This window comes from Methanofollis ethanolicus (genome assembly GCF_001571385.1).
Lineage (GTDB): Archaea > Halobacteriota > Methanomicrobia > Methanomicrobiales > Methanofollaceae > Methanofollis > Methanofollis ethanolicus.
In genome coordinates this window covers 2,030,559-2,054,875 of record NZ_BCNW01000001.1, presented here as the reverse complement: position 1 = coordinate 2,054,875, position 24,317 = coordinate 2,030,559, and the positions used below count along the sequence as shown (strand labels likewise).

19 protein-coding genes and 1 tRNA gene are annotated in these 24,317 nt (G+C 60.5%); 9 read left to right on the top strand and 11 right to left on the bottom strand.

The window, feature by feature from the left end:
• Positions 1–297: 297 nt before the first annotated feature.
• Together MEFOE_RS09955 and MEFOE_RS09950 are read right to left on the bottom strand one after the other, a co-directional pair.
• Entirely contained in the window at positions 298–828 is a 531-nt protein-coding gene (locus MEFOE_RS09955; protein WP_067051659.1) for a hypothetical protein, read from the bottom strand.
• A 374-nt stretch (positions 829–1,202) separates the two neighbouring features.
• Positions 1,203–1,275: transfer RNA gene (locus tag MEFOE_RS09950), tRNA-Ile, on the bottom strand.
• 135 nt (positions 1,276–1,410) lie between these two features.
• Here MEFOE_RS09950 and iorA point away from each other — a divergent pair.
• From iorA to MEFOE_RS09920, 6 genes are all read left to right on the top strand, one after another.
• Positions 1,411–3,183 carry an indolepyruvate ferredoxin oxidoreductase subunit alpha gene (iorA, locus tag MEFOE_RS09945; RefSeq protein WP_067051657.1) on the top strand — a complete coding sequence of 591 codons (1,773 nt, stop codon included), beginning with the start codon at positions 1,411–1,413 and terminating at the stop codon, positions 3,181–3,183.
• Positions 3,180–3,758 (top strand): indolepyruvate oxidoreductase subunit beta, encoded by a 579-nt coding sequence (locus tag MEFOE_RS09940; RefSeq protein ID WP_067051654.1) that lies wholly within the window; start codon positions 3,180–3,182, stop codon positions 3,756–3,758. The genes iorA and MEFOE_RS09940 overlap by 4 nt, the downstream gene beginning before the upstream one ends.
• 49 nt (positions 3,759–3,807) lie before the next feature.
• Positions 3,808–4,236, top strand: a complete 429-nt coding sequence (locus tag MEFOE_RS09935; RefSeq protein ID WP_067051652.1) for a GNAT family N-acetyltransferase — start codon at positions 3,808–3,810, stop codon at positions 4,234–4,236.
• The gene (locus MEFOE_RS09930; protein WP_067051650.1) at positions 4,220–5,146 is read left to right on the top strand and encodes a DUF2156 domain-containing protein; all 927 of its coding nucleotides are present in this window, start codon (positions 4,220–4,222) and stop codon (positions 5,144–5,146) included. Before MEFOE_RS09935 ends, MEFOE_RS09930 begins: the two co-directional genes overlap by 17 nt.
• Positions 5,143–5,670, top strand: a complete 528-nt coding sequence (locus tag MEFOE_RS09925) for a flavodoxin domain-containing protein (protein WP_067051647.1) — start codon at positions 5,143–5,145, stop codon at positions 5,668–5,670. Before MEFOE_RS09930 ends, MEFOE_RS09925 begins: the two co-directional genes overlap by 4 nt.
• Positions 5,671–5,883: 213 nt before the next feature.
• Positions 5,884–6,873, top strand: a complete 990-nt coding sequence (locus tag MEFOE_RS09920; RefSeq protein WP_067051645.1) for a hypothetical protein — start codon at positions 5,884–5,886, stop codon at positions 6,871–6,873.
• Between the two features lie 39 nt (positions 6,874–6,912).
• On the opposite strand, the gene MEFOE_RS09915 is transcribed toward MEFOE_RS09920, so the two are convergent.
• On the bottom strand, positions 6,913–8,523 hold the full coding sequence (locus tag MEFOE_RS09915; protein ID WP_153015939.1) for a sodium:solute symporter family transporter: 1,611 nt from the start codon (positions 8,521–8,523) through the stop codon (positions 6,913–6,915).
• Between the two features lie 445 nt (positions 8,524–8,968).
• On the opposite strand from MEFOE_RS09915, the gene MEFOE_RS14065 reads away from it, so the two are divergent.
• Entirely contained in the window at positions 8,969–9,214 is a 246-nt protein-coding gene (locus tag MEFOE_RS14065; protein ID WP_160329533.1) for a hypothetical protein, read from the top strand.
• Positions 9,215–9,784: 570 nt separating this feature from the next.
• Here the strand turns inward: MEFOE_RS14065 and MEFOE_RS09910 are convergent.
• The 8 genes from MEFOE_RS09910 to purH form a co-directional block, all read right to left on the bottom strand.
• Positions 9,785–12,235 carry a DNA-directed DNA polymerase gene (locus MEFOE_RS09910; RefSeq protein WP_067051641.1) on the bottom strand — a complete coding sequence of 817 codons (2,451 nt, stop codon included), beginning with the start codon at positions 12,233–12,235 and terminating at the stop codon, positions 9,785–9,787.
• Positions 12,228–13,100 carry a malate dehydrogenase gene (locus MEFOE_RS09905; protein WP_067051639.1) on the bottom strand — a complete coding sequence of 291 codons (873 nt, stop codon included), beginning with the start codon at positions 13,098–13,100 and terminating at the stop codon, positions 12,228–12,230. The genes MEFOE_RS09910 and MEFOE_RS09905 overlap by 8 nt, the downstream gene beginning before the upstream one ends.
• Before the next feature lie 254 nt (positions 13,101–13,354).
• The gene (locus MEFOE_RS09900) at positions 13,355–14,857 is read right to left on the bottom strand and encodes a sodium:solute symporter family protein (protein ID WP_067051637.1); all 1,503 of its coding nucleotides are present in this window, start codon (positions 14,855–14,857) and stop codon (positions 13,355–13,357) included.
• Positions 14,858–15,556: 699 nt separating this feature from the next.
• Positions 15,557–16,060: an acetolactate synthase small subunit gene (gene ilvN, locus MEFOE_RS09895; RefSeq protein WP_067051635.1), complete on the bottom strand. Its 504-nt coding sequence runs from the start codon at positions 16,058–16,060 to the stop codon at positions 15,557–15,559.
• The gene (ilvB, locus tag MEFOE_RS09890) at positions 16,057–17,727 is read right to left on the bottom strand and encodes a biosynthetic-type acetolactate synthase large subunit (protein ID WP_067051633.1); all 1,671 of its coding nucleotides are present in this window, start codon (positions 17,725–17,727) and stop codon (positions 16,057–16,059) included. The genes ilvN and ilvB overlap by 4 nt, the downstream gene beginning before the upstream one ends.
• Positions 17,724–19,199, bottom strand: coding sequence for a 2-isopropylmalate synthase (locus tag MEFOE_RS09885; RefSeq protein WP_394326511.1), 1,476 nt, complete (start codon positions 19,197–19,199; stop codon positions 17,724–17,726). The genes ilvB and MEFOE_RS09885 overlap by 4 nt, the downstream gene beginning before the upstream one ends.
• 574 nt (positions 19,200–19,773) lie before the next feature.
• Positions 19,774–20,433 (bottom strand): DUF4013 domain-containing protein, encoded by a 660-nt coding sequence (locus MEFOE_RS09880; RefSeq protein ID WP_067051628.1) that lies wholly within the window; start codon positions 20,431–20,433, stop codon positions 19,774–19,776.
• A gap of 253 nt (positions 20,434–20,686) precedes the next feature.
• Positions 20,687–22,171, bottom strand: a complete 1,485-nt coding sequence (gene purH / locus MEFOE_RS09875) for a bifunctional phosphoribosylaminoimidazolecarboxamide formyltransferase/IMP cyclohydrolase (RefSeq protein WP_067051626.1) — start codon at positions 22,169–22,171, stop codon at positions 20,687–20,689.
• Between the two features lie 84 nt (positions 22,172–22,255).
• On the opposite strand from purH, the gene MEFOE_RS09870 reads away from it, so the two are divergent.
• Both MEFOE_RS09870 and MEFOE_RS09865 read left to right on the top strand, forming a co-directional pair.
• The gene (locus tag MEFOE_RS09870; RefSeq protein ID WP_067051624.1) at positions 22,256–23,629 is read left to right on the top strand and encodes a phosphoadenosine phosphosulfate reductase domain-containing protein; all 1,374 of its coding nucleotides are present in this window, start codon (positions 22,256–22,258) and stop codon (positions 23,627–23,629) included.
• A gap of 120 nt (positions 23,630–23,749) precedes the next feature.
• Entirely contained in the window at positions 23,750–24,307 is a 558-nt protein-coding gene (locus tag MEFOE_RS09865) for a nucleotide exchange factor GrpE (RefSeq protein ID WP_067051622.1), read from the top strand.
• Positions 24,308–24,317: the final 10 nt, after the last annotated feature.

Here is a 24,317-nt window from a genome sequence, read left to right as displayed (position 1 = left end):
ATCCATTGAAATGGAAAAAGGAACGCCTGATTTTAAGATCTGTGCTTTGATGTTAGAATAACTAGAGTTATTGGGAGCAAATTGATCTATAGTCGAATTAAGAAGAGCGAATATTTCCACGTGCCTATTTTCCGCTTGGCTAAAGAAACCCCGAGAGTCATATTTCCGACATTCATTAAGGACGAAGTCTATTTTTTTAAGGATCTCCTCAACTCCACTAGGCATGATACTCAGATCTCACTACCTGTAATTTCAGAGAGAGGTAATTTTAATTTTTACTATTTTTTTCTGTCTCTTTTAATAATCCCTTTTGTCTGTGAGACTGCCTGTTAGATCTTCATCATCGTGTGGCTCATCTGAGGGTTTGGCTTGGGGGATACTGTCCTTCAGTGACTGGATCTGGTCTGCCAATGCCTGTTGTGACTCCTCTAACTGCTTTATGTGTGTGGTGAGGTTTAGGATGCCCCGCATAATATCGAGGTCATCCTGCATAATATCGCGAGTATTGTCGCAGACTTTATCTATATCGTGGTGAAGATCAGTTACTGTTCGCTTCTGACTTATTTGTGCATAATAAGTTGTTATAAGCGCTCCAATTGCGAAATTTATACTTAATATTGTGTATTTATTTACTACATCTTGAGGGATCGTTTCCTCAAAGAGACAGATATAGGTCAGAATTATAAGGAGACAATCCATCATCGTTACGGCGGCATATCGAATTGTATCATCTATTTCCCATTTACGACGATATTTTCCATATAACCCAACAGCAAGTGGTAGCCCCATAAATAAGCCTATTACAACAATCCAATCCTCGATATCCATTGAATCATCACCAGATTATGCTGAATCGATAATGCCACCAATAGAGTGTTTAGATCCGACAATATCGCTTTCGATTTGTTCGTCGCCGCTCTTTCGATGTGTGATCGCACCGGCCACCAGCCGCACTTTTGTTACCCCCTCTTTATCATCCCTTCACGCAATGAGATGTCAGTGCGATCTGCGACTGTGTGAACAACCGAAGAGAAAAAAAATTGGGGGAAAAGAAAAATGGCGAAAGAAACTATCTACGAATGGAAGAAAAAAAATTGGACACTACAATCTCAGAGGAAGCACACAAATGTCTGTCAGAAATTTTTCATGACGGCAAAAACAGAACGAGAACTCACAATTCTTATAATCACACAAAAAGGAAGTGGGCCCGATGAGGCTCGAACTCATGACCTCCCGGTTATCAGCCGGGTGCACCACCGACTATGCTACGGGCCCTAATACACTCGTATTAGTGCCTGTAAATGTTGTACCACCTCCGATTTAAAGGTTGCGCCAGAACCCCGCTCCAGGGCCGCCCGAGAACGACATCATTAAAGAACACGCAGGAGTAATAGCACTGGGACGAGATCCATGGCTAAACAATACCTCCTTGGAAACGAAGCCATCGCGCACGCCTGCATCGAGGCAGGCCTCGACTTCGCGAGCGGCTATCCAGGAACCCCATCGTCCGAGGTGATCGACACCCTGCGGGCGCAGAAAAAGCGTGAGTTCTATATCGAGTGGTCGGTGAACGAGAAGGTCGCGTTCGAGAATGCCCTCGCCGCCTCCTGGTGCGGCCAGCGGTCGATGGTCACGATGAAGCACGTCGGCCTCAACGTCGCCGCCGACCCCCTGCTGACGAGTGCGTACACCGGGGCGAAAGGCGGTTTCGTCGTCCTCTCCGCCGACGACCCCTATGCCCACTCCTCCCAGAATGAACAGGACACGAGGAGGTACGCCCACTTCGCCAGACTCCCCTGCATGAACCCGTCGAGCGTGCAGGAGGCGCACGACATGATGAAGGACGCCTTCGCCCTCTCCGAGCAGGTCGGCCTCCCCGTCCTCTTCCGCCCCACCACCCGCATCTGCCACTCCAAGGGCGACGTCGACCTCGGCGAGGTCTCGGAGGAGCACCGGACCGGCGTCTTCGAGAAGGACCCGAAGCAGTACGTGGTCATCCCGGCCCACACCAGAGTCCTCCACAAGAAGCTGAACGAGAAACAGCCCATGGTCAGGAAGGCCGTCATGGACCTCGGCTACAATACCGCGGAGCTGCGGGGCGAGACCGCCGTCGTCGCGAGCGGCATCGCCGCCTCGTACGTGCAGGAGGTCATCCCCGAGGGCGTCTCCTTCATGAAGGTCGGGTGCTTCCCCATCGACGGCGCATGGATGGAGGCATTCGTCCAGCAGCATAAGAAAGTGCTCGTCGTCGAGGAAGGTGCGCCGATCGTCGAGGAACGTCTCAGGCAACTCGCCTGCGGCGTCGAGGTCTTCGGCCAGATGAACGGCTTCGTCCAGAAAGAGGGCGAACTCTCCCCCGCGGCCGTCGCCGCCTCGATGGTGAAGGCCGGCATCCTGACGGAGAACCCCTTCCCGATCCCCGTCCCCGCCGGGGGCCTCCCGCCGCGTCCCCCCATCCTCTGCGCCGGGTGCGGACATCGGGCGACGTTCTACGCGATGAAGAGGGTCTTCCCCGACGGGATCTTCCCCTCTGACATCGGCTGCTACACCCTCGGCCTCCAGCTCGGCACCGTGGACACCACCATCTGCATGGGCGCCTCGGTGACGATCGGGAGCGGCATCGCAAACTCGGGCGAGAAGAGGCCGGTCGTTGCCACCATCGGCGACTCGACCTTCCTCCACACCGGCATCCAGGGCCTCCTCAACGCCGTCTACAACGGTGCGGACATGACCCTCGTTATCCTGGACAACAGGATCACCGCCATGACCGGCCACCAGCCAAACCCCAACACCGGAGAGACCGCGATGGGCGAGGCAAGCGTCCCCATATCCCTCGAAGCGATCTGCCGGGCCTGCGGGGCGTCCTTTGTCGAGACCATCGACCCGTACGACCTGACCGCCACCCTCGAAGCACTGAAGGCGGCAAAGGCCCGTGCGGGCACGAAGGTGATCATCGCCAGGCAGGCCTGCGTGATCACGGCGCGGCGTGCCGGCGTGCGGCGGGCGCACTACAGGGTCGACCCTGAGACCTGCACCGCCTGCGGCGCCTGCCTCCGCTTCGGCTGTCCGGCCATTGGGAAAGATGCGGACGGGAAGGCCGAGATCAACGAACTCTGCTCAGGCTGCGGGGTCTGCGCCGAGATCTGTCCTGCCGGGGCCATCGTGAAGGAGGGGAGAAAATGAGCAGTTACGACCTTCTGATCGTCGGTATCGGCGGGCAGGGCACGATCCTCGCCTCGAACATCATCGGCGAGGCCTGCCTCATCGAAGGCGTCCCGATCAAGGGCGTCGAGACCCACGGCATGGCCCAGCGCGGCGGTTCCGTCGAGAGCCACGTGCGTATCGGGGGCACTTTCGGCCCCCTGATCTCGCCGGGCGGGGCCGACCTGATGATCGCCCTCGACCTCATGGAAGCGGTGCGGTACCGCCACTACCTCAAGCCCGAGGGCAGGATCATCGCGAACGACCACACCGTCGTCCCGACCTCGGTCTTCATGCAGAAACTCCCGATGCCCGCACGCGACGACCTCGTCGCCGCCCTCGAAGGCCACCCGACGACCATCGTCGACGCCGCGGGCCTCGCCGCGGAGGCGGGCAACCTCATCGTCCAGAACGTCGTCATGCTCGGCGCCGCCGCCCCCCACCTCCCCCTCAAGGTGGAGAGCCTGGAGGAGGCGGTCCGGCGCCTCGTCCCGCAGAAGTTCCTGGACCTCAACCTCAAGGCCTTCGCCCTCGGCCGCGAGGCCGGGCGGTCCTGACCCACATCTTTTTCGTTGTGTCTTTATAGGATGGCGACCAGTCCTCTCCATGGACCCCGATATCGCCCTCCATGTCGTCGCCGCCTGGGACGCCGGTGAGATCGTCGACCTGTACCGTGCCGGCAGGTGGTGGCAGGAGGAGTGGTCGCTCGACGGCATCGCCCCCCTCATCGCCGGGAGTTTCTGCTTTGTCGTCGCCACGGACGGCGACCGCACCGTCGGCATGGGCCGGGCGATCTCTGATGGGTGCTCGGATGCCTATCTCCAGGACATCGTCGTCCTCCCCGCATACAGGCGCCGGGGGATCGGCGACGCCATCGTCGAAAGACTTGTTTCCTTCTGCAGGGAGAAGGGGATCTCCTGGATCGGCCTTGTCGCACAGCCAGGGACCATACCTTTCTATGAAAGGCACGGCTTCGCCCCGATGAAGGGACACGTGCCGATGCTCCTCGGAGAGAACCATGCTCACACTCGATGACTTCACACCTCTGGCCCTGGAGGACAGGGCCTTCTTCCTCGATCTCTATGCGAGGTACCCGCAGCAGCACTCGGACATGAGTTTCGTGACCATGATGTGCTGGAACCACTATGCCCACTACGCCTATGCCCGTGTCGGGGACGGCGTCGTGATCATGAGTGTGATCGAAGAGGAGAAGACCTTCAGGGGGCCGATCGGCCCGCGTGGCCCCGCGGCCCTGGAGGACGTCCTCGACCTCGCCGTCAGGGAGGGCTGTGCCGCCCCCTATTATGTCTTCGATGAGGAGACCCTGGCCTGGGTGAAGGCACTCTATCCCGGTCTCCCTTTCAGGTCTGACCGGGACTTCGCCGACTATGTCTACCTCGCCTCAGACCTCGACGATTTGCCGGGAAAGAAGTACCTCACCATCCGCGGCCACCTCAACCGGTTCAGGCGGAACTGCGAACCTGTCGTCGACGAGATGGGCCCGGAGAACCTCGGCGAGGTGCGGGAGTTCCTGAAAAAATGGTGTGCGTGGCGGCACTGCGACGAGTCGCCGGTGCTGGCCGAGGAGAAGGAGGCAGTCCTCTATGCCATGGACCACTTCTCCGCCCTCGGCCTCGCCGGCCTGATGATCCGGGTGAACGGGGCGATCGCCGCCATCTCTGTCTACGACGCCCTCAACCTCGACACGGGCCTCATCCACTTCGAGAAAGGGCTGCCAGACTGCGAAGGGGTGTACAAGGCCGTGAACCAGGAGGCAGCCCACGTGCTTGCCACGGACCATACCTACATCAACCGCGAGTCAGACGTCGGCGTGCCGGGCCTGCGAGAGGCAAAACTCCGCTACCACCCCCACCAGATGGCAGAGGTCCATGTGGCGGAGAAGGCCAACCTGGAAAAGAGACATCAGGAGAGGGGGGAAATATGATAGAGGAGACCATGAACACGAAGATCCTTGTAGCCTATGCGAGCCGGTACGGCTCGACCCGGGAGATCGCCGATTCGGTGGCGCGGACACTCGAAAAGGCGGGCTATACCGTTGACTGCATGAATGTGATGGACGTCTCCGACCTCTCGCCCTATGCGGCGGTCGTCGCGGGGAGCCCGATCTATATGGGCAAATGGCTCGTCGAGGCGGTGGACTTCGTCAAGAGGTTCAGTGTCGAACTGCATGAGAAACCGCTCGCCGTCTTCGCCGTCGGCTACTCGATGAAGGACGAGACAGACATGATCCGGAGGTCGGCGTCGGCCTCGATGACCGAGGTCAGGATCTATGTCAGGCCGCAGGTCGAAGGCCTCTTCGCCGGGAAATTCGAGCCCGAGGGGATGAGCAGGGCCGACCTCGACATCATGAAGATGGCCGGCGCCGTCCCCGGCGACGCACGGGACTGGAGTCAGCTCTCCCGCTGGGCAGAAGCCCTGCCGTCGGTCCTCTTCTCTCTCAAGGAGTGACAGCAGATCACCGGGCAAGGAGACCCCGGCATCCACTAATTTTCATAAAGATACATTTATAATACTCTCCTGCAATAGGGCACATCATCCGTGAGGGGGACGGACTGAAGAAGATATCGTATCTGCCGCATGCCCGAATAAGAGTGCCATCGTTCCCGGCACCGGCAGATCCACAGGCCCGACCCGCGTCACGCACCCAAGGAGAAGATGATCATGCCGATAGACTATGCCCCGCACCTGCTGGTGCTGCTCCTCGTCGCCGCGATGGTCGCCCCTGCCGTCGCCGCCGGCGACGAGGTCAGGATCACCGACGATAGAGAGTATCAGATCCTCCCTGATATCGACGGAGACGGGATCGTCTGGACAGATTACCAGAACGGAAACGCCGACATATACTATTATGACCTCACGACAGGGAGGGAGAAGCAGATCACCAAAGACACGGCAGACCAGTTCGACCCTGCGATCTCGGGGAACAGGGTCGTCTGGACAGACCGCAGGAACGGGAACGACTACAACTGGAACACCGACATCTATCTCTACAATATCAAGGCCGGGAAAGAGTTACAGGTCACAGATGACGCCGCACCGCAGGGTGACCCCGCAATCGACGGGTACCGGGTCGTCTGGACTGACCTCGGCAACGGCAATGCCGACATATTCTTCTACGATCTCGAAACGGCGGAGAGGAGAGAGATCACCGACGAGGAAGAGGACCAGTACGGCCCTGACATCTCCGAGGATCGGATCGTCTGGACAGACAGGAGGAACGGGAACGCCGACATCTACATGTACGACCTCGATAAGGGTGAAGAGCGGCAGATCACCACCGAGGAGGCCGAGCAGTACGGGCCTGCAATCTATGAGAACTATGTCGTCTGGACAGACGAGAGGAACGGGAACGCCGACATCTACATGTACGACTTCCTGACCGGCGAAGAGAGGCAGGTCACCGCGGACGACATACCCCAGTCCTGGCCGGCGGTCTCGGACGAGAGTATCGTCTGGATGGAGACCCGCAAGGGAAGAAAAGATATCGTCCGGTACGATATCTGGACCCGGGTCGAATACCGCCCCACCACAGACGCGGCAGAGCACCTGTGGCCCGCGATATACGAGGACCGGATTGTCTGGACTGACCTCAGGAACGGGAAGGCCGACATCTATTTCCTCGACCAGAGTCCGGAGGACGAGACGACGTAAGGCAGAAAAAGAAGAGATAAAGAAGGAGGGAAACCCCCCTCAATCGTCCTCGGTGCTCACCGGCGAGGCGAGCACGGCAGGATGCCCCTGTTCTTTTACTATTCCTCCGGATCCTGTCTCCAGGTCAGGCCACTTGAGAACATTCCCGTCCGTGTCCTTCAGCGGGACAGGCGGGTACGTCTCCTGCGTCAGCATGGATACGACATACATGGCGATGCCGGCGACGACCGTTGGCCCGAAGGTGAAGAAGACCGTCCACTCGTTGTCGGGCGGGACAACAGTCGGCGCCCCCTGCTGTATCGAGAGGACGACGATCCCGAGGACCGTCGTGACAAGGCCGCCAAGCATCGAGGCGATGGCGCCGGGTGCGTTCGCTCTCTTCCAGAAGAGACCGCAGACGACGGCCCAGAAGAGGCAGGCGAAGAGCAGGGTGAACCCGAAGATCATCAGGTCGTAGAGGCCGGGCGCACAGAAACTGATCCCGATGCAGAAGATACCGATGGCGACGACGAGGAAACGGGTGAAGCGCAGCACCGCCTTTTCGTCCCTGATGTGGTCGGAGACCGCACCGTGGACGAAGTTGGTCGAGATCACGGCCGCGGACGCGAAGATTGCGGAACTCGCCGTTGACATGATCGCCGCCATCAGGGAACCGATGAAGAGGGCCATCATCCAGGGGGAGAGGAGGGTCTTTGCCAGGAAGGGCACGATCAGTTCGGGGTCTTCGGCAAGGATGGCGCTGTCGATCATGCCGGTGTTGATCATCACGATGCCAAGAAGGCCGAGGAAGATCGGGCCGAGGCCGGCGACCCAGTACAGTCCGGTGCCGAGGAGAAGGCCCTGCCGTGCGGCCTGGTCGTCACGGGCACAGAAGACACGCTGTGAGATGTCCAGGGACGCAAGGCTGCCAAGACCCATGCCGCACCATGCCGCAAACCAGGCCATGATACCGGTGACCGTCCACCCGATCCCGCTCGGGGAGTTGTCGCTCGGGAGGATCGACCAGAAGTCCGTCGGCGTGTTGGCGGCGATGACATCGAAGCCGCCGACGTACGTGATCCCTGTCGGTATGAGGACGGCGAGACCGAGCAGGATGAGGACCATCTGGATATTGTCGGTGATGATGACGGCGAGCATGCCCCCGAGGTAGGTATAGACAATCACGATCAGCCCCGCGATGATGGCACTCTCGACGCCGGGAATGCCGACAAGGACGTTGAGGATCTTGCTGATGGCGAGGATCTGCACCGAGGTCCAGAAGATGAGGGTGGGAAGGGAGAGGATGGAGGCGACAAGTGCCCCTTTCGACCCGTACCGCAGGTAATACATCTCACCGAGGGACGCGATCTTCATCTTCCGCAGGATCGTCACGAAGAATATCGCCATCAGCAGGAGCGTGATGCCCGAGGCCCACGGGTCCGCGATGGTGGCAAGCATGTGACCCCCATAGGCCGCACCGGCACCCCCGAGGAGGGTGCCGCCGCCCCAGAACGTGGCAAAAAGTGTCCCCCCGATAAGAACAGGGCCCACGTTTCTGTTGGCGACCAGGTACCCCTTGGACGTCTCGACGCCTCCCCGGCGCTGGACAATAAAGCCGATGGCAAGCATCGAGGCGAGGTACAGCAGAATAATCAGGACTTCTATGGTCATCTGGTAACTATCATAGGTTTTCCTCAGGTGTTTTGAGAATTTCGGAATGAACAAGAGAGGGATTTTCTCTAATCGCAAGAAAAATCAGGATTTTTTGGGCAGAAGAGGGGCCGAGAGACCCGCAAAGAGTGATCGGGCATGATGAGGTAAATGGGCAGGTGAGTGCCGACTGGCGCACAAAAGGTACTCCCTCGCGGCCCCTGCGGTCCCGAGGATCCGGGTATGGAGGGGGGTGCCCGCACTCCGATGGGGCCTCCGGCAGGATAAAACCGGCCGATGGGAATGGTCATGTGACCGCCCGCCTCGTCGTCGGGTTGTGGCGGATGGCGTCATCCGGAAAGGTACGGTGCATCTGCTCTCCGAACAGAAGTGGCGGGTGTGTGCCGCGGGACGGTGGCCGGGAACGTCAGGACGGACTCAGAAAGAAGGCCCGGGTGTGCGCTCGATGTACCCGATGCCCTGTCCAATGAAAAAAGCAGCGAAATATCGGGCAAATATATACGCCCCGAGGTCACAGTCTACCATTATGAAAAAACAGGGCGAACAGAAGACAAAAGGGCACAAGGCAACGGAAGGTCAGGACGCCTCATCACCGGCAAAGTCAAAGGCCGAAGAGACCCTCTCAAAGGAGAAGATCGACTCGCTCAAGGACAAATACGCCGCAAAAATGAAGAAAGGAAAAAAGCACTGACATTTATCTGAACCGTACCAAATGTTCGGGCTAATCCCGGGATAAATCTCCTCCTGCTCCAGGAGACGGCACTGCACATATCCCGTCTCGGGGCAGGGCCGATGCCTGGCCGAAGAAGGTTCGGGGCGTATCCGGATCTCGTCGCGTATTTTTTTAAATAGATCTTTTTTCGGCGCTTGATTACGTATCCGACAGGAGAATATATACACTTCAACACCATTGGACACATTATGAAAGGTCAGAGCAGTCCAAAGGGTAAGAGTCCCAAAACGGAAAGTACGGATGTAAAATCACCGGCAGGAGCCGAAAAGACAGAACCCGTGGTCAAGAACGCTCCCCTGACGTCAAAAGAGAAGATCGCAGCCAACAAAAAGAATAAAAGACGGAATTAAGCGATTATAGTGGGTTGCAGGGCATCGTCCGCCCTGAAAGTCTGAACCTTTTCATTGTGTGTCCGTCCCGTCTCCCCTCGTTTTGTGGGGGCGTGCCATCCCTGGTTTCCATGATGGCGCCGCACCCCCACTGTAAACCGCCTATAGGTCGCACTTCAGATTCCCGGCGGTCGGCACTTCACGCAAAGTCGAAGAGGGTTGTCCTGGAAGGGTCGACGTCCGTCCAGGTCCATCCCAGGGGTTCGATGATCCGTTCGATCGGTTGCTTGATCGTCTTCTCGAGCATCGTCTCCCAGTCCACCACAAACTCGGGCGGCACCTGATCGGCGTACTCGAAGTCCATCACGTCGGTCTGGGGGTACTTCGCCGTCACCGACCTGATATAGATCCTCTTTGGCTTGCTCCCTCTCTTAAAGTCGGTGCCGAGATAGGTGTTCGAGTAGACCGCACCCCTGATATGCGCGTCTTTCGTCTCGTAATCTTCCAGCGCTTTCCCGATGCCGCCCGGGATCCCGGCCTCGTCGAGGGAATAACCGCCGCGGCGGTACGTCCGGATCACGTTGCCGAGGAAGGCCTTCACCTCGGAAAGCGGGGCCCCCTTCAGGATGAGGGAAAGGACCTGCTCCTGCACCTCGCGCGTGATCTGGGGCGAATCGCTCCTCCTCATCTCGAAACCGACGATGTCGATCTTGTCGGCCTCGACTCCCTCCTTCCAGACCAGGTGACCTGCGTACCGCTTTTTCTTGCCTGCCTGGAAGAAACGGGCATAGATCTTCTCGAACTTGATGGAGAAGTAGTGACGGTCGGCATGGAGGGTTTCCCGGGCAAAGACCGAGTAACTCTCATTGAGGCGCGCCTCGATCGCGCGGGCCATCGCGATCGTCTCCTCCAGAGGTGCATTCGGAAGTTCGACCATGCACGAGTCTGTGTCCCCGTACAGCACGGAGTAGCCCATGCCGGTGATCACCTGCCGCGTGTGCCCGATGATCGCGCGGCCGACCGAGGTGACCGCGGCGCCGATCTCCCGGTCGTACAACCTGAACCGGGAGTAACCGGAGACGCCGTAGTAGGTGTTCATGATCACCTTGATCACGCCCTGCTGGAGGTCGAGGAGGGTGTACCCGGGCGAGCCGTACGGGTATTCGTTTCGGCGCTTCTTCAGGGCGTCGCGCTCGGCCATCAACTCCGCAAGGATGCTCCGGGTCAGGCCGTCAGGTTCCTTCCTGAACCTGATGCCGTTTGGCGCCGTGAGTTCGCCTGCCGGGTCCTTGGTCTCGGGCGAGGCGTTGATGGTCATCATCGCCATCGGGTACAGGGACTTGAGGTCGAGGACGACGACGTTCTCCTTCACGCCGAGGGAGGGTTCGAAGACGGTGGCGCCCTCGAACTCGTCGGCGACGACGTTTCCCTTGGACGGGAGGACGAACTTGCCGTGCGCCTTTCTCAGGATGTAGATGTCGATGACATTGGAGGAGTTGAGGGTGCGGTCGAGGGGAACGCCGACGTAGCGTGCGATCATGCGGTAGAAGTCCACGATGTTGTTCTTCTCGTTGATCCGGACGCAGAGTTCGACGTCTGTGCAGTTGTACTCGACGAGTTTCTCCGGGTCGTCGGCCCAGAGGCCGCTGACCGTGCCGGTGTAGCGCACCTTCCTCTCGCCGACTTCATCCTCGGCGACGGCGTCGAGGCGGTATGACTCTTTCTGCGAGGGCTGGAGTTTTTTGTAGGCGGTGAGGAGGTCGAAGAGGGCCCGGCCACGCACCGCGGCCCTCTCGGTCATGCCGGGGAGGCGGGAGAGATCGGCGGGGTTGAGACGGAGGGCCTGCATCCTGCCGGTGATGTAGGGGAAGTCGAAGTCGGTGAAGTTCCAGCCGGAGAGGATGTCGGGGTCTTTCTCCCTGATATAGGCGACGAAGGCCTTGAGCATCTCCACTTCGGTGGCGTACGAGCAGACGGTGTGCCTGCTCTTCCCCTTCCAGAGGCACCCGTTCTTTGCGGTCCATTCCTCGGAAAAGGAGGGAGAGGTGCCGGGCGAGGCGTACAGGAAGGTGGAGTACTCGTCGTCAAAGGAGTCCCAGGCGGTGATGCAGATGATGGCGTCCCGTCCGGGTTCGGGGAAGCCCCGCACGTCCTCGCACTCGATATCGATGAAGCAGAGGCGTGCCGGCGCTTCGACCTCCGCGGGGGAGACCTCGGTCTGGTCGGCGATCTCCGCGGGCGCCTCGGCCCCGCCGGTGAGGCCGGCGTCGATCATATAGCGCGTCGCAAAGGGGATGTCGGCCTCGAAGTGGTGCGTGTAGAGGTCACGGATGTCGCGCACGTCTGTCGGCCTGAAGGTGTACAGGCGCTTCAGGTCCTCGCCCTTGATCGAGTGGTAGAGGGGGCCGTCCACTGCGGTGACCTGAGAGGGGAGGGTCTTTTCTGCCACCATCTGTGCGACCTCGTCGACAGGCGCATAGAAGTACGGCCGCACGCCTGTCACCTGGAGGTGCACGGCCCTGCCGTCAGGTTCGCGGCCGAAGATGTGGACGATCGGGCCGGTGCCCGCGACGGTGTACTCCACCTGGTTGATCGCGATCCTGATGCCGGGCTGTGCGCCCTCAAAGAGGGTCGCCTGTTTCTCAGACATGGAGATCCCCGCAGAGTTTCCCGATGAATGATGCCGCTTCGTCGAGTTTCTGCCTCTCCCATGAGTCGAGGTCCCATTCGACGACCTTCCTGATCCCTTCCCTGCCGATCCTGGCCGGGAGGCCTATGGAAAGGCCGGAGAGGTCGTATTCGCCGTCGACGATGCACGAGCACGGGATCACCTCGTCCGACCGTCTGCCGAGCGCCGCTTCGACCAACCTGACGATATGCGCGGCGGGTCCGAAGACCGTGCCGCCCTTCCCCCTGATCACCTCCATGCTCGCTCCCCTGAGGTGAGCGAGCACCGCGTCGCGCTGTGCCTCGGGGACAGGGACGCCGAGGCGGGAGAAGACCGGGACCTGATGTTCTCCGTGTTCGCCGAGGACAAGGGCGTCAGGGGCGTGCACGCCGTCGTCTGCCAGCCTGTACACGAAGCGGGCGCTGTCGAGTTGCCCGCCGAAACCGATGCACCGGGAGGGTTCGAGGTCGAGGCAGTGGCTGAGGTAGTAGTTGTTCACGTCCATGGGGTTGGTGACGGTGATGAGCACGCCGCCGAAGGAACCGAGGTGGCTGCAGCAGTCACCGAGAACGGGGAGGTTGGCGGAGAGGAGGTCTGCCCGCGTCCTGACATCGGGGGTCCTTGGACTGCCTGCGGTAAACACGCAGATGTCCGCGTCCCTGATGAGGGCGGGGTCGGTCCCGATAGAGACGTCGAAGGCGGCGTGTCCGATATCAAGGACCTGCGCGCGTTCGAGGGGCTTGACGGCGTCGCAGAGGATGAGGTCGTCGACGAGCCCCTGCGCTGCGGCAAGAAATGCGACTTCGCCACCGACTCTGCCGGTTCCGATCACAGCGAGGCTTGTCATATGATCTCTCTATGGGAATGCCAATCATAAATAGTAGAATCTTTACGGTCTGCCTGTGACGGGAGCCACCTTTTGAAGACCGATGGCTTTCTCCTGATCTTTTCGGTCTTTTCTCCTGTCAGGATAGGGCTCTGGAATGGACCGCGCCCATCTTCGGACCTGGTAGAGAGAAGAGGGGGGTTGCCAGGAAAAACGGCTGCGGTATTTTTTGAGAACCGTCTGGCAAGCGGTTCCCCGGAACTGAAAAAAGAGTATTATCTGGGCTGGATGAAGCCACCGGTGAGGGTGGTGTCCAGCACCTTCGCATCGGTCTTCCGGGTCATGAGGCTGACGACGATCATGGCGACCGCCGAGATGACGACGGCGTAGAGGCTGAAGTGGACGGGGAGTTTGTCGACCACATAGTACCAGTAACCGAGCACACCGCCCGAGACGAGACCTGCCGCCATCGAGGCGAGGGCGCCTTCACGAGTCGCGCCCCGCCAGTACAGACCGGCGAGGAGGGGCACCGCGAAAGTGGAGAGCATGATCCCGATACCCGACCAGATCAGCCAGGCGAGCATTTCGGGGGGGTTGACCGCGAGGAGGAGCGTCCCGCCGGCCGCCACCACGACCGCAACCCGGGAAACGAGGAGGGTCTCGCGGTCACTCGCCTGTGGCCTGAAGAGGTTCTTCCAGATGTCCCAGGCAAACATCGTGCCCACGGTGAGCATCAGGCGGTCGGTCGTCGACATCACAGCCGCGAGCACGATGACGGCGAAGAACGACCAGACCCAGATGTTGGGCATGGCATATTCGAGCCCTGATATGAAGATGTAGTCCTGGGCGTTCGGGACGGCCGGCAGGGCGATCTGCCCCTCCTCGACGAGGACGCGCCCGGCAAAGCCTGCGAACTTGACGAGGAGCATGACCACCGCGTAGACGGCAAAGGCGATGAGGGGCGACCACTTGAAGTACCTCTCCTCCTTTGCGGCGAGGACATTGTTGATGACGTGCGGGGCGCAGGCGAGGCCCACGACGAGCATCAGCCCGAAGGAGAAGAGGAACGCCGGCGTGAAGGTCATGCCTTCGGTGAGGTACGGCTGGACAAGGGCGGGGTCGACGCTGGCCATCACTTCATTGATGTGCGCCATCCCGCCGGCCTTCATGATCAGGACAGGAGCGATGGCGATCACGCCGACGATCAGGAGGCCGCCCTGGATCACCGTTGTCCAGGAGACGGCGTACAGACCGCCGACGACGGTGTAGGCCGTGATGATAACGCCGGAGATGATCAGCGCCTCCCAGTGGGGCAGGCCGAAGAGCCAGACCAGGACGATCGAGATGGCGGTGTACTGGCCGACAAGGTAGATGAGGGAGACGATAATACCGGCAAGGGCCGAGAGGCCCCGCATCGCTTTCGGGCTCTCGAAACGGTGGGCGAAGTAGTCCTCGACCGTCAGGTAGCCGTTCTGCTTCCCGATCCTGTGGAGTTTGACCCCGAAGACGATGATACAGAAGGACGCCGCAAGAGGGACGAAGAGTTGCTCCCAGATCGACGGCCACCCTGTGGTGAACCCGAGTCCGCTGACGCCGAGGAGGGTCATGCCCGAGCAGATCGAGGAGATCATCAGGATGGTGAAGACCCAGAAGCCGAGCGACCTGCCAGCGACGATGTAGTCCTCGGTGTTGTGGATCTTCTTCGATGCCCATGCTCCGATAGCCAGGAGGACGACAAAGTAAAGCCCGATGATCCCCGCGGTGATCGGTTCGATCATTCTCCTACCTCTTTGAAGAGGAAGGCCCAGACCAGGAGGAGGGCGGTGACTGAGATGAATGCTGTTCCGACGAGTGCCAGAGTCTCAAAAGGAAGTCCGATCATATGCTGTGCTAGCGTGTGGCATGCTAACATATAACACAATCGGTGCCTGACGGGGGTGCTGTCCGTGATACGGGAAATCAGACCTTATTCGCGTGGGACGGGGCGGGCGCACGCAGGAGGAGGGAGAGAGGGAAGATCCGCGGGGGAGGACGTTTCGATCCGGGGGATACGTAGTATGGGGGTTGGAAGGGGGGGCGGTTTTTTTGTGATGAGGGGTGTTGAAGACCTTCACTCCCGGTTATCGACATGCCTGCAACGTGCGTGGGGGGAAGGCAGTGAATCGTTGTCTTGTGCCGGGGGACTACCGCTCGAAAATCGAAGATTCTCTCAAGGTCGCTATTGCCCCCACTCCCGGTCCCCCCGTGCAGGACAAGGGCATAACCGGCATTCCTACCTTTGGATTATCCTGTTCTATCTTCCCAGCCCCTATCTTGAGCGGGGGTCTGGGGGCGTAGTCCCCAAGCACAGGTACTCCAGAACACATGTTCTGCAAAAATTTTCTCGAATTTATCCGGTCATCCCACCTCTGGATCAGTTCCGGTAAAAAAGAACAGAGATATCCCGGGGGAAGAAGAGTACCCCCCCTCCAGAACCCCTACTTCATACTCCTGATCGCCTTCTGCCCCCGGAGGAGGGCGATCTTCCCGGTCCGCACGAACTCCTTGATCCCGTACTGCCGCAGAAGGGTTTCGAGGGCGTCGATTTTCTCCGAGTCGCCGGTGACCTCGAGGATGACCGTCTTCGCGCCGACGTCGATGATCTGGGCCCTGAAGATGTTTGCGACCTGCATCACCTCGGCCCTGGTCTCGCCGGGCTCGGCCGCCACCTTGATCAGGGCGAGTTCGCGGGCGACCGTGCTCTGCTCGGTGATGTCGGAGACCTTGATCACGTCGATGAGCTTGTTCAACTGTTTCTTGACCTGCTCGATCTGGGCGTCGTCCCCCAGGACGACAATGGTCATCCTGCTCATCCCGGCCTCCTCGCAGGTTCCGACGGCGAGACTCTCGATGTTGAATCCCCGCCTGGAGAAGAGTCCGGCGATCCGGGAGAGGACGCCCGCCCTGTTCTCGACGAGGACGTGGAGGGTGTGGAACTTCATCTCTGCCTCCTCCCGATCATCTCGTTGATCGCCGCCCCGGCCGGGACCATAGGGAAGACGTTCGCCTCCCTCTCGATCCTGAAGTCGAGCACGAAGGGACCAGCGGTGGCAAAGGCCGCCTCGAGTGCCGGCCTGACGTCCTCCTTCTCCTCGACCCTGATCCCGTCGACGCCGTAGGCGCGAGCGATGCCGACGAAGTCCACGGCCGGGAGTTCGGTGTACGAGTACCGGCGGTCGTAGAAGAGTTCCTGCCACTGCCGCACCATGCCGAGGTACATGTTGTTCAGGACGACCACCTTCACCGGCACATTATACTGGACGACGGTGCCGAGTTCCTGGATGTTCATCTGGAAACTCCCGTCCCCGGCCACGTCGACGACCGTCTCGTCGGGCCTGGCGAAGTGCGCCCCGATCGCCGCCGGAAAGCCGTAGCCCATCGTCCCGAGCCCTCCCGAGGAGATCCAGGTCCGCGGCCGCCTGAAGCAGTAGTGCTGGGCCGCCCACATCTGGTTCTGCCCCACCTCGGAGACGACGATGCCGCGGTCGCCAAGGAGGTCGCTCATCTCCCCGATGATATAGGCCGGGGAAAGGCCATCTTCCCCGTCCTTCACCGTCTGTTTCTCCTTCCAGTGGCCGACGCGGGCGAGCCACATCTCCCGCCCCTCCGTCCGGGCCAACCGCCTGATGATGCTCTGGAGCACTTTTCCGGCGTCCCCGACGATCGGGACATCCACCGGTTTGTTCTTCCCGATCTCGGCCGGGTCGATGTCGATGTGGATGATGCGGGCATTGGGAGCGAAGGCGTCGATCTTCCCCGTGACCCGGTCGTCGAAACGGACACCGACGGCGATGAGCAGGTCGCACTCGGTGACCGCGTAGTTCGCCGCCTCCGTCCCGTGCATCCCTATCATGCCGAGGTTGAGGGGGTGGTCGCAGGGGACGGCGCCGAGGCCCATCAGGGTCGTCGCGACAGGGATGAGCATCAGTTCGGCGAGTCTCAGAACCTCCTCAGACGCCCCCGAGGCGATCACGCCCCCGCCCACGTACAGGAGGGGCCTCTCGGCCTCGCCGATGAGGGCGACCGCCTTCTCGATCTGGAGGGCGTGGCCCTCATAGGTCGGCTGGTAGCCCCGCAGTTTTGCCCGGCCGATCGGCAGCTCAATGTCGATCTGGGCGGTCATCACGTCCTTCGGGATGTCGACCAGGACAGGGCCCTGCCGTCCGGTGCCCGCGATATAGAACGCGTCCTTCACCACCTGCCCGAGGTCGGCGGCCCTCTTGACGAGGTAACTGTGCTTCGTGACCGGCATTGTGATCCCGGTGATGTCAGACTCCTGGAAGGCGTCGTTCCCGAGCATGAAGGTCGGGACCTGGCCGGTGATGGCGACAAGGGGCACCGAGTCCATGTAGGCGGTGGCGATGCCGGTGACAAGGTTGCAGGCGCCCGGTCCCGAGGTGGCAAGACATACCCCTACGCGCCCGGACGCGCGGGCATAGCCGTCGGCCGCGTGGGCCGCCGCCTGCTCGTGGCGTACCAGGATGTGCCTGATAGGTGCGTCATAGAGTTCGTCGTAGATCGGCAGGACTGCCCCGCCGGGGTAGCCGAAGATCGTCTCGACCCCCTCGCGCTGCAGGCTTTCAACCAGCAGTTTTGCTCCTGTCTTCATCTTTGCTCCTCGAGAAGTCTGTTCATCCCGGCAACCATCGCCTCGACGCTTCCCATGATGATGTCGGTCCGCGCCCCCCGCGAGGTGAGCATGCGCCCGTCCCTGCTCAGGCAGACGGTGACATCGACGAGAGCGTCTGTCCCCCCGCTGATCGCGTCCACCCGGTAGTCTTCGAGCCTGATCTCGCCAAGGCCGGTGATGGACCGGCGCAGGGCCTCGACCGCGGCGTCCACCGGGCCGTTGCCGGTAGCGGCGCAGGTCACCTCTTCCCCGTTGACGGTGACCGTGACCGATGCGGTGGGGACAACATTGCTCCCCGAGACGACCGTCACCTGTCTGAGCCGGATCACCGGCTCGCGCACGAGGTTGAGCACCGAGTCGGCGATGGCCATCAGGTCCGCATCGGTGATCCTTCGACCTTCGTCTCCGAGGCTTTTAACTCTGGCGACGATCTCCGCGAGCTGCACCTCGTCGCAGGCATAGCCGAGTTCCTTGAGGGCGGCCCTGACCGAGGCCGATCCCGAGTGTTTGCCAAGGAGGATCCGCCGCGTCCGGCCGACGCGTTCCGGGCCGATCGGTTCGTAGGTGCTCGCCTCGCGGAGCACGCCGTGGGCGTGGATCCCGCTCTCGTGGGTGAAGGCCATCTCGCCGACGATCGCCTTGTTCACGGGCAGGGGCACGCCTGTCATCTTCGAGACCTCGGTCGCGAGGTGGTAGAGCCCTTCTGTCCTGATCCCTGTCTTCGTGCCGTACAGCACCTCCATGGCCATCACGAGTTCTTCGAGAGGGGTGTTCCCGGCGCGTTCGCCAAGGCCGTTCACGGTGACATGCGCGGCCGACGCCCCGGCCTTCAGGGCGGCGAAGGTGTTTGCGAGGGCGAAGCCGAGGTCGTCGTGGCAGTGGATGCTCAGGGGCGCGAAGAGGAGGCCCGGGACCACCTCCGCGATCTTCTCCGGCGTCATGATCCCGACGGTGTCGCAGAAGCAGAGGCGGTCGGCGCCGCGCTCCACGCCGCCCCTGAAGAGGTGGGCGAGGAAGGCCGGGTCGGCGCGGGAGGCGTCCTCCCCGGAGAGTTCGACGACGAGGCCCCGCTCCTTTGCGTATTCCACGGCGTCCCATGCCATCGTGCAGACCTCCTCGCGGGTCTTTCGCATCTTCGCCCTGATATGGAGGTCGCTTGCCGGCACGACCAGGTGGACGCAGTCGACGCCGCACTCCGCAGCATAGTCGATGTCCAACTGCAGGGCGCGGACAAAGGTCGCGACCTCGGCGGAGAGTCCGGCACCCGCGATCAGCCGGATCGCCTCCCTCTCCCCCTCCGATGCGGCGGCTGAACCGGCCTCGACGGTGTCGATGCCGATCTCTGCGAGCATGGTTGCGATCGAAAGTTTCTGCGCGGGTTTCAGCGAGACGCCCGGCGTCTGTTCGCCGTCCCGTAAGGTGGTATCAAAAAAGCGGCATTTAGCGGCCAATAAAACAATCACTCATGGTGCTTGCCATGGGCCAGTATGGAACGACGACGATATTTATATTTTGGCTTTTCTGATCTCCAGAGCCCGATCGGGACATTTTCCAGGCCCTCTCTCTCCCCCTCCCCGGCACCAGGGGGAGCCTGGAGAAGGAGGACATTACCTGCAATCATACCGGCGGCCTGGGGGCGTTGAGTCCTGTCGGATTTCATTCTGTTCTGCCCACAGCCCCCGGTATGCCCGGATCGCCGGATCTCCCCGATATGGCCCTGAATATGGGGTGGGATCCCTCAATCGGAGGTCGATACGGGCGTATCTGGCCCGTACCGTCTCCCGCGGGGCCACCCCCTCACGCTCTGACATGCGGGTGCCACAGGGATAGGGTCAGGGGGATTTCTCCGGGGCCTGGTTTTGTAGAATCAGGCATGATAAGAAGTTTCTGGCGGTTTTTTGAAACTACCCCGGTGATTTTCATGATAATCCCTGTTCTAGAGTCCCCCGGTAAACGGTATGGGGAATCATGCGATGTTTCAATTCAGAACGGGTTCGGAAAAGAAAAAAGGGGAGAAAGGGAGTTTCAGGCGGGGGCCGCCGCGCTCTCGTAGATGTGGGTCATGTACCGGGCCACGAAGATCGCGAGCACCGGTTCGATGAAGATGGCGATGAGCCAGCCGATGATCGGGATCATCATGAGGATGCCGAGGACCACGCCGATCACGATGACCGCCACCCAGAGGACGATCAGGGCGATGATGTAACTGCCCCAGCCGACCGCACCGATGTGCGCCAGGATCGCCGAGATGTTGAAGGCCTCACCGAAACTGTCCGTCCGTGCGAACCTGATGACGCCGAAGGCGGCGATCAGGCCGATGATGAAGGCGACCACGAACGTGATGAGCATCCCGAGGAGCATCCCGCCGGCTCCGGCAGCAACCGCAGCGTCAGATCCGCTTGCCATGAGGGCGAAGGAACCGCCGAGGAAGATCGCCATGACGATAAGCGCGGGGATGCTGTAGATGATCCCGACGATGAGGAGTTTGATACCGTCGATGAAGAGTTTGACCCAGTCTTCGAATTCGGGTGCCGGGGTCTTGCCCCGATAGATCTCCATCACATAGCCGTAGAGGAGGGGGAAGATGATGGTGGAGATGACGAGGAAGATCCACTTCATCCATTTTCCCCAGACCGCTTCCTTCGCATACTCGAAGGAGTTTCCAAGCATAGAACCGTAATCCATAACAAATCACCTTGGGGGTGTGCATACGAGACTCTAAGGTGTTTGTATTTATTTATTTCGTAAATAGGATATGATGAATCGGCTCGTCACTTCAAAAAAAACATTGTCTCCCGGATACTAACCTGTCGGTTGTATCGTTCCCGGCCCCGTATGATAGTGCGGCCTCTCTTTCGGACACAGCAAAGATGGCACATTCTCCGGGCCAACCGGAGAGAGCGTCCTCGAGCGAGCGGGAAAAAAAGAAAGGAAGTATTCAGTGCCTGAAATAGCGCACGCCCGTGAAGACCATCGCGACATTGAGCTTGTTCGCCGCCTCGATGACCTCCTGGTCCCGGATCGATCCGCCCGGCTGCACGAGGGCCGTCGCGCCGGCCGCCGCCGCGACTTCCATCGTATCGGCGAAGGGCAGGAAGGCGTCGGACGCCACGACCGAGCCCTTCAGTGAGGAGCGCGCCTTCTCGACGGCGATCTTCGCCGAGTCGACGCGGTTCATCTGGCCGGCGCCGATGCCGAGGGCGGCATGGTCGTTGGCATAGATGATCGCGTTGCTCTTCGTGTGCTTGCAGATCTTCATCGCGAAGCGCATCGCCGCGAGTTCCTGCTCGGTCGGTTCGCGCTCTGAGACGACCTTCCACTCCTCCTTCGGGGCGGGAGTCCTCTGGACCAGGATGCCGCCGTCGATGCTCCTGACCTCGTCGGCCTCCGTCTTCTCGGGCAGCACGAGAACACGCATGTTCGGCTTCTTCTTCATCATCTCGACGGCCTCGGGCGAGTACGACGGGGCGACGATCACCTCGACGAAAGTGCCGCAGAGTTCTGCCGCGATCGCCGTGTCCACCGGGGTGTTGAGGGCGACGATCGAGCCATAGGCGGAGACCGGGTCGACCTCGCGGGCGGCGAGGTAGGCTTCGAGACCGTTCTTCCCGACGGCGACGCCGCAGGGGTTGTTGTGCTTCACAATCACCGACGTCGGTTCGTCGAACTCACGGAGAAGGGAGACGGCCGCATCGACGTCGAGGTAGTTGTTGTACGACATCTCCTTCCCCTGCAGGGGCACCTGGCCGGCGATGCCGTGGTCGCCGTAGACGGCCGCCTTCTGGTGCGGGTTCTCGCCGTACCGGAGAGACCGGCCGTTCCTGAACTGGAAGGAGTAGGTCTCCGGGAAACCGCCGTCGAGGCCGGAGAGATAGTTCGAGATCGCGGCGTCGTACGCGGCCGTCCGTGCAAAGACCTTCTTTGCAAGGGCAAGCCTCTCCTCGTAATCGAACCCGCCCTTCGCGACGGCCTCCTTCACCTTCGGGTAGTCGGCCGGGTCGACGACGACAGAGACGAACGCGAAGTTCTTCGCCGCCGCCCTGATCATCGCGGGGCCGCCGATGTCGATGAACTCGATGAGTTTGTCGAGGTCGAGGTTCTCGCCCGCCATCTTCTCGAAGGGATAGAGGTTCACGACGACGATGTCGATCGGGTTGATGTCGAGGTCCTGCATCACCTTGGCGTCGACGTCGCGCCGGCCGAGGAGGCCGCCGTGGATGCGCGGGTGAAGGGTCTTCACCCTGCCGTCCATGATCTCGGGCGAGCCCGTGTACTCGGAGACTTCGATAAAGTCGATCCCTGCTTCTTTCAGGGCCTTTCCAGTCCCCCCGGAACTGATGATACGGTATTTGTTCTCAACAAGCGTCTGCGCAAGGTCCACGATACCGGACTTGTCCCAGACAGAGAGAAGTGCCCATTTCATACTGAAGATATGGGCCTCAGATCTCTTATATCTTTCAAGGGCAGGATGCAATCTCTTATCCCCCTGCCCGGTACACGTTATTCTATGCGGGAACCTGCCGTCAAGAAGACGCTGTACTGGTGCAGGGAGTGTAACCTTCCTCTGATCGGGAAGACCTGCCGGTGCGGCGCGGCCGGCGTGGAGATCCCGATCCAGAAACCCTACGATCTCCGCCCGGCCCTCGCCCACGACCACGAGCTGTTGCGGTCCCTCCTCCTCGAACGCTACGGCACCGACCGCCTCCCTCAGGTGGTCCTCTTCAACAAGAGCAGCGGCGTCGACAGGACCGAGGTCGTCATAGCAAACGGCGTCGAGTTTGGGCGCCTCTCCTATGGCCCGGCAGAGCACGCCTATACCCTGGACCTCTCGCAGGACGCTCTCCGCTTCCTCGCCCCCTTTATCACGAAGGGCATCGTGGACATCACCGCCGAGGCCGAAGAGCAGGGGTTCGGCAACCGCCGTCTCGGCGGGAAGAAGGTGATGGTCAGGACCAACCTTTCCGACGGCCCGGTGGTCGTCAGGATGAAAGACCTCCTCGGCGTCGGCCAGCTCCACGACGGGGGCGTCAGGGTGCGGCAGATCGGGAAGGTTCAGCCCGAGTCGCCGCCAGACCCCTCGTGGGGCGAGGCAGTCCGCGTGAACGTCCCCCTCCTCAAGGACCTCGAACGCACGGCTGTCAGGTTCATCAGGCAGCACATGGACGACCGGCCCGCGGCGAACGTCTCCTTCTCGGGCGGCAAGGACAGCACGGTCTGCCTCGAACTCGCGCGACGGGCCGGGGTCAAAGACGTCTTCTCTGTCGATACGGGCCTGGAGTTTCCCGAGACAGTGGAGTTTGTCAGGCAGTCGGGGGTTCAGGCCGTCATCCACGGGAACAATTTCTGGAAAGAGGTGGAAAAATTCGGCCTCCCGAGAAAGGACAACCGCTGGTGCTGCGAAAGACTCAAACTCCAGCCTGTCAAAGACTATCTCTCCCATAAGGGTCCCTGTGTCACCGTGCAGGGGAACAGGTGGTACGAGTCCTTCTCCCGCTCCACTCTGCCGGGTGTCGTAGTCAATCCCTTCAACCCGCTGCAGCTGAATATCTCGCCCATCAGGAACTGGCGGGCCCTCGAAGTCTTCCTCTACCTCTGGTGGCGGAAGGTGCCGTACAACCCCCTCTATGAGATGGGCTATGAGAGGGTGGGGTGCTATCTCTGCCCGGCGATGCTGGAGAGCGAGGCCGCACGGACGCGGGAGGTCCACCCCGACCTCGCCGGCCACTGGGATGATTATCTGGTGTCGTGGGCAAAGAAGAAGGGCCTCTCCCGGCGCTATATCGATCTCGGTCTCTGGCGGTGGGAGAACCCGCCCCCGAAGATGTGCGAACTTGCCGGGCGGTGCGGGGTCTCAGTCTCGAAAAAGAGACAGAAATCTTAAAAACCACGAATCTTTTCTTGAAATGATAATCAGGTGTCAATCTGTGTCCCTCTCCGTATCTCTGACACAAAATTATATATAGAACTACATTGCAATTGATATTGCATACAGAGGATTTCCATGGAGGCGGATAGAGATAATCAGGCGCCGGAGAAGCAACCGGCCCTGGAACAGCCCGGCCCCCCGGGAGAGGGCAAAGATATCGAGTCCCTCGGGAAGGCCTGTGACGATCTCAGGGCGGCGAACGCCGACCTCAAGAGATCCTGTGACGACCTGAACGAACGGTATCTCCGCCTTGCTGCGGATTTCGATAACTTCAGGAAGCGTACTGCCCGGCAGAACGAGGAGATCAGGGAGTACGCCCTCCAGACGTTCGCCGCGGAACTGCTCGACGTTGTCGACAACTTCGAGCGGGCACGGAAGTCTGACGATGCCTCCCTCCGCGAGGGCCTTGAAAGCATACAGAAACAGTTCTCCGGGATCCTGGAAAAACACGGGATCGAACCTCTTTCATGTCTCCACGCGGCATTCAACCCCGAGGAGCACGAAGCGGTTGCCTGCATCCCGTCAGAGCACCCGGAAGGCACAGTTGTCGAAGAATTCATCCCCGGCTACCGCATGCACGACAGGATAATCAGGCATGCGAAAGTCGCGGTGTCAAAAGGAAACAACGAATAAGAGGAATATT

Excerpts from the sequence above, each read along its gene's own strand:
- MEFOE_RS09955 (WP_067051659.1), bottom strand. The coding sequence starts at position 828 with ATGGATATCGAGGATTGGATTGTTGTAATAGGCTTATTTATGGGGCTA.
- iorA (WP_067051657.1), top strand. The coding sequence starts at position 1,411 with ATGGCTAAACAATACCTCCTTGGAAACGAAGCCATCGCGCACGCCTGC.
- MEFOE_RS09940 (WP_067051654.1), top strand. The coding sequence starts at position 3,180 with ATGAGCAGTTACGACCTTCTGATCGTCGGTATCGGCGGGCAGGGCACG.
- MEFOE_RS09935 (WP_067051652.1), top strand. The coding sequence starts at position 3,808 with ATGGACCCCGATATCGCCCTCCATGTCGTCGCCGCCTGGGACGCCGGT.
- MEFOE_RS09930 (WP_067051650.1), top strand. The coding sequence starts at position 4,220 with ATGCTCACACTCGATGACTTCACACCTCTGGCCCTGGAGGACAGGGCC.
- MEFOE_RS09925 (WP_067051647.1), top strand. The coding sequence starts at position 5,143 with ATGATAGAGGAGACCATGAACACGAAGATCCTTGTAGCCTATGCGAGC.
- MEFOE_RS09920 (WP_067051645.1), top strand. The coding sequence starts at position 5,884 with ATGCCGATAGACTATGCCCCGCACCTGCTGGTGCTGCTCCTCGTCGCC.
- MEFOE_RS09915 (WP_153015939.1), bottom strand. The coding sequence starts at position 8,523 with ATGACCATAGAAGTCCTGATTATTCTGCTGTACCTCGCCTCGATGCTT.
- MEFOE_RS14065 (WP_160329533.1), top strand. The coding sequence starts at position 8,969 with ATGTACCCGATGCCCTGTCCAATGAAAAAAGCAGCGAAATATCGGGCA.
- MEFOE_RS09910 (WP_067051641.1), bottom strand. The coding sequence starts at position 12,235 with ATGTCTGAGAAACAGGCGACCCTCTTTGAGGGCGCACAGCCCGGCATC.
- MEFOE_RS09905 (WP_067051639.1), bottom strand. The coding sequence starts at position 13,100 with ATGACAAGCCTCGCTGTGATCGGAACCGGCAGAGTCGGTGGCGAAGTC.
- MEFOE_RS09900 (WP_067051637.1), bottom strand. The coding sequence starts at position 14,857 with ATGATCGAACCGATCACCGCGGGGATCATCGGGCTTTACTTTGTCGTC.
- ilvN (WP_067051635.1), bottom strand. The coding sequence starts at position 16,060 with ATGAAGTTCCACACCCTCCACGTCCTCGTCGAGAACAGGGCGGGCGTC.
- ilvB (WP_067051633.1), bottom strand. The coding sequence starts at position 17,727 with ATGAAGACAGGAGCAAAACTGCTGGTTGAAAGCCTGCAGCGCGAGGGG.
- MEFOE_RS09880 (WP_067051628.1), bottom strand. The coding sequence starts at position 20,433 with ATGGATTACGGTTCTATGCTTGGAAACTCCTTCGAGTATGCGAAGGAA.
- purH (WP_067051626.1), bottom strand. The coding sequence starts at position 22,171 with ATGAAATGGGCACTTCTCTCTGTCTGGGACAAGTCCGGTATCGTGGAC.
- MEFOE_RS09870 (WP_067051624.1), top strand. The coding sequence starts at position 22,256 with ATGCGGGAACCTGCCGTCAAGAAGACGCTGTACTGGTGCAGGGAGTGT.
- MEFOE_RS09865 (WP_067051622.1), top strand. The coding sequence starts at position 23,750 with ATGGAGGCGGATAGAGATAATCAGGCGCCGGAGAAGCAACCGGCCCTG.